A 10,048-nucleotide genomic window follows, 5' to 3' on the forward strand; every position below is an offset into this window, starting at 1 on the left:
TGCATCCACACCCACACCCAGCAATTCTAATTTTGAGCACATTCGTACAGTCGAAATCGAAATCGGGGTCGAATTCCTTGCTTTCTCGTCGATTTCGGTCCCGATCCCGATTTGTATCCCGATAGCGGCTGCCATAATTAGAGCGGACAATATGTCCGACTGTAACAAGACAAAATGTCGCAATTCTGTGCCGCGTTATGTTATTCTTACGAATTACCAGCGGATTATTGACACGGCACACCCCCTGCTGGATACATGACACGCATGGACCTGATCCGTCACATCGTTAAGCCCAAACCGCGCCACCCCTCGCTGGTGTTGCAGGCTTCAGCCATTCTTGCGTTTGCCGCTGTGGCGGCAGGCTTGTGGTTGGTCTGGCTCCATCGTTTGCAGGCGCGTGTGGCCCATGGCGAGGCGACCCGTTCGGTAATCGCGCAGGGGGATCGGCTGATGGATCTGCTGGCCGATGCCAGGACCTTGGCGAATAGCACCAATCTGACTGCCCCCGAATGGCGCGTGTTCGGCGCGCACGTGGAGGGTCTCCGTGCGGCTCAGAACGAATTGACATTCGTCTCGATCAGGCATGGCGGATCGACCGTCTTTCACCGGGAGATTCCTGACCGGCCAGCGCCCCGGCCTGTCGCAGAACCCTCCCGCACATCCGTTTCGACCCTCGACTTCCCCATCGGTCCGGGCGCGGCGACGCCGATGATGGTCTTCACGCGATCGGTCACGCTTCCCGACGGCAGCGAAGCGATTGTGGAGGTCGGTCTTAACGCAGCCGTCATTGACGCGACCGAAGCGAGCGCCTCGCGTTCGATCGGCACGCTCCTCCGTTTCTCGGCTGTTGCCGTTGCGGTTGCGTTTGGATTCTGCCTGCTGCTGGTCATCGCCGTTGTCCGTCACGACTTGGCGCGCCAAGCGAAGAGCCGGCGCGAGGAGCACCTCGCCTTTTCAGGCGTTCTGGCCAATGGTATCGTGCATGATTTCCGCAATCCGATGTCCTCGGTAAAACTCGATGCCCAGATGCTGGGCCGGGAAGCCGAGCGCGAAGGCGGACCCCGCCCCGAACGCCTGGCTGAGCTGGCGGGCCGCATCGGACGAACGGTGGAGCGGATGGATCAGGTGTTCAAGGAGTTTCTCTACCTGGCACGACCTGATCGCGAGGCCTTCGAGACCGTCGCGCTGGAGGCGTGCATTCGCGAGTGTGTCGAGACCCTGGCCCCGCGCCTCGAGGCGGCGGGCGTGGTGATAGCGTTCCAGCCTCAATCTTTGAGCGTCCGAGCCGCTCCGTTTGCCCTGCGGCGCGCCCTGCTCAACGTGCTCACCAATGCGGTTCAATTTTCGCCCCGCGGCGGCACGGTTGAGGTCGCCTGCGCGGCCCAGAGTTCAACGGTCCGCATCGACATCGCCGACCGCGGCCCAGGCGTGCCGCCGCGCGAACGCGAGCGCATCTTCGAGATGTTTGTCTCGTCCCGCCCAGAAGGGACGGGTCTCGGGCTCTTCCTCGCCCGCACCGCGCTGCGCAAATGCGGCGGAGATATCATCGCGCTGCCACGGGATGGCGGCGGTTCAATCTTCAGAATCACCCTCCCCTCCGGCACGGAGACTGCGCCATGAAGTCTATTATCCTGATTATTGAAGATGACCCCGACGGGGCACGTTCCATGATCGACGCCGCCGAAGACGCGGGGTTTGCGACCGTGCTCGCCGGAACTGCGGCCACGGGTCTCGAATGCTTTCGCGAGCAAACCCCGGACCTGGTGCTCACCGACCTCGTTCTGCCCGATTACGACGGCATTGAACTGCTGGCCCGAATCAAGCGGATCAACGCCGCAATCCCGGTGATCGTCATGACGGCGTACGGCACGGTCGAATCATCCGTCAAGGCGATGCGCGCTGGCGCCTATGACTTCGTGATCAAGCCGCTCGACCTCGACGACATCCAGATCAAGCTCCGCCGGGCCGCGGAAACCAGCCGCCTGCGCCGTGCAGTCACCACGCTCACCGCCTCGGCCCGCGCCCGTCACACCGCCACGACGATGGTTGCCGAATCGCCAGCCATGCGGGCGGTGATCAGCCAGATCGAGGCCCTTGCCGACACCACCGCGACCGTGCTGATACAGGGTGAATCTGGAACAGGCAAGGAGTTGGTCGCGCGGGCGCTGCACGCCGACAGTCGGCGAGCCGACGCCCCGTTTGTCGCGGTCAACTGCGGTGCATTGGCCGAATCGATGCTGGAATCCGAGCTGTTCGGACATGAAAAAGGCGCCTTCACGGGCGCTTTCGCGCGCCATGCGGGCGCCTTCGAGCGTGCCGAGGGGGGCACGCTTTTTCTCGACGAGATCGGTGATGCGCCTCCCTCTGTTCAAGTCAAGCTGCTCCGCGCCATCGAGGAGCGCGAGATCCACCGCGTCGGCGGGCGCGAACCCTTTGCGGTCAACGTCCGCATCGTCTCTGCCTCCAACAAAGACCTGGCCGGGCGCGTCACCGATGGGGCGTTCCGCGAAGACCTACTTTACCGATTGAACGTCGTCACCCTGACCCTGCCGCCTCTCCGCCGTCGCCGGGAAGACATCCGCCCGCTGGCCGACCGCTTCATTGCCCGCGCCACCACGGACCATGGCCATGACATCACCGGGATCGATCCCGCCTTTTACGCCCGGCTCGAATCCTACGATTGGCCCGGAAACATCCGCCAGCTTCGCAACGTTATCGAGTCGGCCGTCCTGCTCACCTCCGGCCCCATCTTGCGCGCTGAGTCCCTCAACCTCCCCGCAGATGTCCCCCGAGACCCCCCCGGCGAATTCCCCATGAACCTCACGCTCGCGGCCATCGAGCGGCTCGTTCTCGAACAAACCCTCACTCGCTGCAATGGCAACCGCACGTTCACGGCGGAGAAACTCGGCATCTCCACCCGCACCATCCAGAGAAAAATTAAAGAACACAACCTTCCTTTCTAACTCAATCTATGGCATACTTTTTGCTTTTTTCAAAACCCTGATTGTATGATCCATGCGACAAGGAGACTCATGCTAACCGTCAAGAACCTGAAGAAGAGCTTCGGCCCGTTTCAGGCTGTCAAGGGGGTGAGCTTCACCGTTAACAAAGGTGAGGTGCTCGGCTTCCTCGGCCCCAACGGCGCAGGCAAAACCACCACGATGCGGATGATCACCGGCTTCTTGGCGCCCGGCGATGGCACAGCCGAGGTCTGCGGCTGCGATATCCGAGAGGATCCGGTCGGCGCCAAGCGGTGTATGGGCTATCTGCCCGAGAACGCCCCGAGTTACCACGCGATGACCGTTGTCGATTTCCTGGATTTCGCCGCTCGCATCCGGGGCTACACCGGATCCGAACGCCGTGACCGAATCGACCGGGCGATTGTTCAGGCGCGTTTGGAAGGGGTTCGCCAGCAGACGATTGAAACTCTCTCCAAGGGGTATCGCCAGCGTACCTGCTTCGCCCAGGCCATCCTTCATGATCCGCCTGTGCTGATCATGGACGAACCCACCGATGGACTCGACCCGAACCAGAAGTATGTGGTCAGGGAGATGATCCGCACCATGTCGGCCGAGAAGGCGATCATCATTTCGACGCACATTCTGGAAGAGGTGGACGCCGTCTGCACCCGCGCGGTGATTATCGCCAACGGCTCGATCGTCGCCAACGGCACTCCGGCCGAGCTGAAGGCCCAGGATCCGTCCGGCCGACTGGATGAGGTGTTCCGCAAATTGACCCTGACCGAAGAGGAGAAGCCCAGCCATGTCCGTTCGTAATATTCAGACGCTCTTCCGGCGCGAGTTCCGGGCCTATTTCAATTCGCCCGTGGCTGCGGTGTTTCTCGTGGCCTTCCTGATCCTGGTTGGCTTCTTGACCTTCCGCGTCTCGGAGTTCTACGAGGTTCGCCAGGCATCGCTGGAGCGCTTCTTCAGATGGCATCCCTGGGTCTACCTTTTGTTGGTGCCCGCCTCAACCATGGGACTCTGGGCCGAGGAGCGACGCACCGGCACGTTGGAGCTGCTGCTGACATTCCCGATTACGCTCACCGAGACGCTGATCGGCAAGTTTCTCGCCGCCTGGGCGTTCCTGGCAATCGGATTGGCCTGCACCTTCCCGATCGTCCTCACGGTCGGCTGGCTGGGGTCACCCGATTACGGAGCGATCGCAAGCGGCTATGTGGGCTCGTTCTTGCTCGCTGGCGCCAGCGTCGCCATCGGCGCATTCGCCTCGGCCCTTACCCGCAGCCAGGTCATCAGCTTTGTCACGGCGCTCAGCGCCTGTCTCCTGTTGACGCTCGCCGGGTTCGAGCCGGTAACCGGACTGTTTGTTTCATGGGCGCCGTGGCTGGCCGATGCGATCGCCGCGTGCAGCCTCCTCTATCACTTCAACGCCTTGTGCCGCGGCGTCCTCGACGTCGCCGACATCGCTTACTACCTGAGCGTGATCGTCTTCATGCTCGCCGCCGCGCATCTGGTCATTGAGAACCGCAAGGCATCGTAACCCCTGGGTCCACACCTTCATTGGAGAACTGCCATGAACACCTTTAAACGAATCTCTTCCGGCGTCGCGGGCCTCGCCCTGCTGCTGGTCAGTCTGGGTGCCGCGTGCATGATCATCGCCAATCTGCGCCTCCGCGCGGATCTGACCGAGGAGCGGCTCTTCACCCTCTCCCGCGGCTCGCGCGATCTGGTCTCCACGCTCAACCAAGACGTCACGCTGAAGTTCTACTTCAGCGCATCCTCCCCCTACGTTCCCCACATACTCAAGGGGTATGCGGATCACGTGCAGGACTTCCTGCGGGAATATGAGTTGGCTGGACAGGGTCGGGTCATCATTGAAACCTATGATCCTAAATCCGATTCGGACGAGGAGGAATGGGCCCAGAAATTCGGCGTGGCGCCACAGACGCTTTCGCCTTTTGCGCCGCCGTTCTACTTTGGACTGGTTGCCGTCTGCGGCGGACGCGAGCATGCAATCCCGGCTTTCTCACCCGCCACGGAGCGCACGCTGGAATACGAGGTATCCCGCCTGATCGCCCGGGTCGCCTGGCCGGATAAACCCGTGATCGGCATCATGAGCCCGCTCAACGTTCTGGGTGCCGACAACGACCCGATGCAACGCATGATGGGGCGCAACCGTCAGGCCGAACCCGCTTGGGCCGCCTTTGGCGAACTGCAACGTGATAACACCCTCCGCACAGTCGCCCCCGATGCAGACCGGATTGATGACGATATCACGACTCTGGTGTTGGTCCACCCGAAAAACCTGTCGGACACGACCCTCTTCGCCATCGACCAGTTTGTCCTTCGCGGTGGACGCCTGCTGGCCTGTCTCGATCCCTTCAGCATTCAGGACTTTCGGTCCAGCCAGGCACAGGGTATGATGATGGGCATGCGGGGACCCGGAGGCCCCGGCCCCTCCACGCTGGGCAGACTGCTGGATGCCTGGGGCGTCGGATTCGATCCCACCAGGGTGCTGGCGGACAGGCGCGCCATCACCAAACTGGATGGCGGCAACGGAAGCATCGATGAAAATCCCGTCGTGCTGTCCCTGTCCGCCAAAAACGCCGCTGCGTCCGATGTTCTGACCGCCCAGATCAAGCAACTGATTCTCCCGTTTGCCGGCGTGTTTACCGACAAGCAGGCTCAGGACATTACCTTCACGCCGCTGATCACGTCATCGGACAACGCCTGTCTGGTCGACACGATGTCCGCTCAATATGGCACGGCGATGTTGCGCAACCAGCTTACCTCAGACGGGGTGAGGCACGCATTGGCCGTCCGGCTGACAGGCACGTTCAAAACGGCTTTTCCCGAAGGGGCGCCTGTCGATGATACGCCCGATCCCACTGGCGCCAAGAAGCCGGCAGATCCGTCACCGAAGGCCCCGCTGACTTCAGGAGCGGGCGCCGTGGTGCTGATCGGCGATTCGGACTTTCTGGCCGACAACTGGAGTGTTCGCACGTCCACGTTCTTGGGGTACCAAACCATGGAGGCCATCAACGACAATCTCGCCTTGCTGGCCAATGCGGTTGAGCAACTCGCCGGACGCAGCGAGCTCATCGCCATCCGCTCGCGCGGCAATTCGACGCGTCCCTTCACGGTGGTTGATGAGCTGGAATATCAGGCGCTCAAGAAGTGGAGCGAGACCGAGAAGACCTTGCAGTTCAAGCTCGACGAAACGCGCGCGCGCCTGGCCGAGATGCAAAAGCAGAAGCAGGGTAATCAACGCGCAATCCTCACGGCCGAGCAAGAAAAGGCCATTGCCACCTTTCAAGAGGAGGAACGCATCACCAACCGCCAGCTCAAGGACCTTCGCCGGTCGCTGAACGCCGACATTGAAAACCTCGGGGTTCGCGTCAAGTCGATCAACATCGCGCTCATGCCCGCGCTGATTATTGTGGTATCCTTCACACGGTTATGGATCCGTCGCCGTCGCGGCTAGACAGCCATTTTGAAAATTCAGGAGACACACACCAGCCATGAAAAAAGCAAAACTGTTCGGTCTTGTCCTCGCTGCCGTCGTTCTCGGACTTTTGGCATCCTGGACGGGACGCTCTCGTCAACCGCAGAAACTGGATCAACTCGGAAAACCCGTCCTGCCCGGTCTGTCAATCAACGCCATCGGGCGGATCGAGATCGCTCAGCCGAGCACGACCGTCACGTTGGCAAATACCGATGATGGTTGGGTCGTGTCGTCACTTTACAACTACCCGGCCGATGTCGCCAAGATTCGCGAGAACCTGCTCGCGCTTCGCAATCTCACGGTCGGCGCCATTCAACGGGGCGCCCGGATTGACAGCACCAATGCCATACTGGTCGATCTTCAGGATGCATCCGGCAAATCGCTCGCCTCCATCCGCCTGGGTGAGGTTCGCAACACAACCAACCCGAATTACGGATGGGACATGCCCGATGGTCGCTCGGTTGCGGCCAATGCCAGCGACACGGTCTTTCTCGTCAAGGATTCATTGACCGCCTTGGAGTCTGAGGCCAAGACATGGGTCAATACCGAGGTGCTGAGCGTGCAGGCATCGGACATCGCCACGGTTGTCCTGTCTGGACCAGACGGCGCTGCAACGCTGGATCGTTCGTCGGGCGCGCTCACGCTCAATGGGCTTGCCGAAGGAGAATCCATCGACCCCTCAAGAGTGTCTGGCGTCGAATCCGCGTTGACCCATCTCCGGTTTGTTGACCTCGCCGACCCTGCACTCTCTGATGCTCAGACCGGCATGGCCACGGGCCACACCTTCACTGTCACCACCACAGACGGCACGATCTATGCCGCCCGCATCGGCGCCGCCGCGCCGGATCGCAGCGACCGTTATCTTCGGCTTGCCGTGAGCGCGCAACCGGTCTCCACCAACGCCGCCGAGCGCGTGTCGGTGACGCAGCAGGCGGACGAACTCAACCGGTTGGTCAGCCCCTGGCTCTTCCTGATCTCGTCCTGGAACGCCGACACCATGACCCGTTCCCGCTCTTCATTCATTCAGGTGCCCACGCCCCCCGTATCAACGGATACTCCGTCCGAACCCGCTCCAGAGGCGTCTGCCGCCGAATCCTGATGTTCGGGCAGGCTGCGTGCCCGCCACCGATTTCTTCCACCCATCCCAACCCCAAGGCCCGCCATGGACATCCAAGCCACCACCAAACTGATCGCTGAACAATCCGCCGCAGTCGCGCGCATCCGTCAAGAGGTCGCCACCGTCATTGTCGGTCAGGAACGTCTCGTTGACCGCCTGCTCATTGCCCTGGTCACCGGAGGCCACATTCTGCTCGAAGGGGTGCCCGGTCTTGCCAAGACCCTCACCATCCGCACCCTCGCGGATACGCTGGGACTCCAATTCCAACGCATCTCATTCACGCCCGACCTCCTTCCCGCCGACGTGATCGGCACACTCATTTACAATCCGAAAGACGGTTCGTTTCTACCCCGGAAAGGCCCGGTTTTTACCAATCTGCTGCTGGCAGACGAGATCAACCGTGCGCCCGCCAAGGTGCAGTCCGCCCTCCTCGAAGCCATGCAGGAGCATCAGGTGACGATTGGCGACACAACCTATCCCCTGCCCGCCCCGTTCCTCGTGATGGCCACGCAGAATCCGATTGAACATGAAGGCACCTATCCGCTCCCCGAGGCTCAGGTCGATCGTTTCATGCTCAAGGTGCTGCTCACCCATCCCTCACGCGACGACGAGCGCCGAATCATGAACCGCTTCACCTCCGCACAGTCCGTCGCGGCCAAGCAGGTTGTCACCGCCCAGGATCTCGCTACGCTGCGCGCCGTCTTCGATCAGGTGTACTGTGACGAAAAGGTCGGCGACTATATTCTCGATATCGTCTTCGCCACCCGCGACCCCAAGGCGTTTAAGCTCGACGCTCTGGTCAACCAGATTCAGATGGGGTCCTCGCCGCGAGCCACGCTCTGCCTCAATCTGGCCGCCCGCGCCCACGCCATGTTGCACGGTCGCGCCTATGCCACGCCGCTCGATGTCAAGGAAATCGCTCCCGACATTCTCCGCCATCGCATTCTCCTCACCTATGAGGCCGAGGCCGAGGAACAGACCTCCGACACCCTCATCGCCAAAATCCTCTCAACCCTCCCCGTGCCCTGATTCCGCGCAACACGCTTGGATAACCATGCTGGATACAGCCCAACTCATGGCTCAGGTCGCCGGCATCCGCATCCTCACGACGCGGCTGCTCGATGACAGGCTTTCGGGCGATTACCACTCGGTCTTCAAGGGCCGGGGGATCGAGTTTGACGAGGTGCGCCCATACATTCCCGGCGATGATGTGCGCGCGATCGACTGGAACGTCACCGCCCGCACCGGCCACCCGCACGTCAAACGGTTTTCGGAAGAGCGCGAATTGACGATTATGTTTCTCGTGGATGTCTCCGGCTCGCAGGTGTTCGGGTCCACCACCCGCACCAAGTCGGAGCTGACCGCCGAGATTACCAGCCTGCTCGCCATGACCGCCATCCGGAATCAGGACAAGATCGGCTGCATCCTCTTCAGCGACCGGATCGTCAAATCCATACCCCCGCGCAAGGGACGCACCGCCGTGATGCGACTGGTGCGCGAAGTGCTCGCGGCGGGCGAGACCCGCCACGGGACCGACATCACCGGCGCCATCCGCTTCCTCAACAATGTCCAGAAGCGCCGCGCCGTGGTCTTCATCGTCTCGGACTTTCAGGACACCGGTTACGACCGCGCCCTGCGCGCCCTCGCCCGTCATCATGACGTGATCGCCTGCCCCGTCTCCGATCCGCGGGAGTCGGCGCTGCCCAATGTCGGGCTCGTCCAGATGCAGGATCCCGAGACAGGAGAGTTGGTCATCGTGGACACCGCCTCGCGTGCCCTTCGGGATGCCTTCGCAATGCAGGCGTCGGCCGCTGATGTCGAGTTGCATCGCAACCTGAGGCGCTGGGGCATCGACACGCTCGATGTGTCCACCGGAAGCCCCTACATTGACCACGTTCGCGCCCTCTTCCAGCGCCGACGGGCTCGGGCCAGGAGGTCGTCATGACCCCGTCGATCAGACGCCTGTTCTGTGTCGGCGCCCTTTCCTGCGCGCTTGCTGCGCCCGGCGTCCGAGCCGCTTTCACCGCCGATCTCTCGTGGGGCGAGGTCTCGCTCACGCTCGCCGCCGAGTCCGATGCCGTTGATCCATCACGCGATTTTATGCTGACCCTCGTCCTCACCGCGCCGGCTCACCTCACCGTCACCCTTCCCGATCTGCGCGGCCGTTTCTCCGGATTCTCCACCGCCGAAGATTTAGCGCGTGATCCGGTCTCCACGTCGGATGGCATTCGCCGCGAATTCCGCTGGCGACTCGTCCCCGAACTCGAACGCGAATACCGGTTGGCTCCCTTTGCGGTTACCGTCACCGACACACGCCGCGTGCCCTCGCTGGTCACCGCGTTCGCCACTCGGGCGGTCTATTTTCCCGCTGCGGCGCGCGCGCCCAAGGCCGACGGCGACCTCGAAATTGAAGCCCAACCGGTCTACGTCGCCCCCTCCGCTCGCACAGTCACCGGCTGGGTCGGT

Annotated in this window: 9 protein-coding genes; all 9 read left to right on the top strand. The window is 62.0% G+C overall.

The window, feature by feature from the left end:
• Positions 1–255: 255 nt before the first annotated feature.
• Positions 256–1,620: a HAMP domain-containing histidine kinase gene (locus FJ222_10285; protein MBM4164809.1), complete on the top strand. Its 1,365-nt coding sequence runs from the start codon at positions 256–258 to the stop codon at positions 1,618–1,620.
• Positions 1,530–2,963: a sigma-54-dependent Fis family transcriptional regulator gene (locus FJ222_10290; protein MBM4164810.1), complete on the top strand. Its 1,434-nt coding sequence runs from the start codon at positions 1,530–1,532 to the stop codon at positions 2,961–2,963. The genes FJ222_10285 and FJ222_10290 overlap by 91 nt, the downstream gene beginning before the upstream one ends.
• Before the next feature lie 69 nt (positions 2,964–3,032).
• Complete coding sequence (locus tag FJ222_10295) at positions 3,033–3,776, top strand: ABC transporter ATP-binding protein (GenBank protein ID MBM4164811.1); 744 nt, start codon at positions 3,033–3,035, stop codon at positions 3,774–3,776.
• Entirely contained in the window at positions 3,763–4,500 is a 738-nt protein-coding gene (locus tag FJ222_10300; protein ID MBM4164812.1) for an ABC transporter permease, read from the top strand. Before FJ222_10295 ends, FJ222_10300 begins: the two co-directional genes overlap by 14 nt.
• A 33-nt stretch (positions 4,501–4,533) precedes the next feature.
• Entirely contained in the window at positions 4,534–6,444 is a 1,911-nt protein-coding gene (locus FJ222_10305; GenBank protein MBM4164813.1) for a hypothetical protein, read from the top strand.
• Between the two features lie 37 nt (positions 6,445–6,481).
• On the top strand, positions 6,482–7,564 hold the full coding sequence (locus tag FJ222_10310; GenBank protein MBM4164814.1) for a DUF4340 domain-containing protein: 1,083 nt from the start codon (positions 6,482–6,484) through the stop codon (positions 7,562–7,564).
• Between the two features lie 63 nt (positions 7,565–7,627).
• On the top strand, positions 7,628–8,611 hold the full coding sequence (locus FJ222_10315) for a MoxR family ATPase (GenBank protein ID MBM4164815.1): 984 nt from the start codon (positions 7,628–7,630) through the stop codon (positions 8,609–8,611).
• Between the two features lie 28 nt (positions 8,612–8,639).
• Positions 8,640–9,527: a DUF58 domain-containing protein gene (locus tag FJ222_10320; GenBank protein MBM4164816.1), complete on the top strand. Its 888-nt coding sequence runs from the start codon at positions 8,640–8,642 to the stop codon at positions 9,525–9,527.
• Positions 9,524–10,048: hypothetical protein (locus FJ222_10325; protein MBM4164817.1), on the top strand; the 525-nt coding region annotated here is incomplete at its 3' end. The genes FJ222_10320 and FJ222_10325, both read left to right, overlap by 4 nt.

Source organism: Lentisphaerota bacterium (genome assembly GCA_016873675.1).
Classification (GTDB): Bacteria; Verrucomicrobiota; Kiritimatiellia; order RFP12; family JAAYNR01; genus VGWG01.